The following is a 223-nucleotide window of genomic DNA, read 5'->3' on the forward strand; positions in this document are numbered from 1 at the left end:
CTTGGCAACATCAGTATCAGCTAGCATCCCAATTAAATGGGAACCTCTGACAGAGAAAATTCTCACCTTCTTTTTACGTAAACTATTGTTTATTCCAATGGTCATTGACTCAGTGACCATTGTCATGTCGTCCGTGAATTCATCTTTGTTAGCATTGTAAAGATTGGTTACAGATTTCTCGCTCTTATATTCGAGCAGTTCAGCCATTTGTTTGCTTGTAAAC

Annotated in this window: 1 pseudogene; it reads right to left on the reverse strand. The window is 38.1% G+C overall.

Annotated elements, in window-relative coordinates:
* Positions 1-207, reverse strand: a pseudogene (locus ACGF5R_RS25140) (hypothetical protein); the annotation flags it as partial.
* Positions 208-223: the final 16 nt, after the last annotated feature.

The sequence above is a fragment of the Photorhabdus sp. RM71S genome, from assembly GCF_042879355.1.
Lineage (GTDB): Bacteria > Pseudomonadota > Gammaproteobacteria > Enterobacterales > Enterobacteriaceae > Photorhabdus > Photorhabdus kayaii.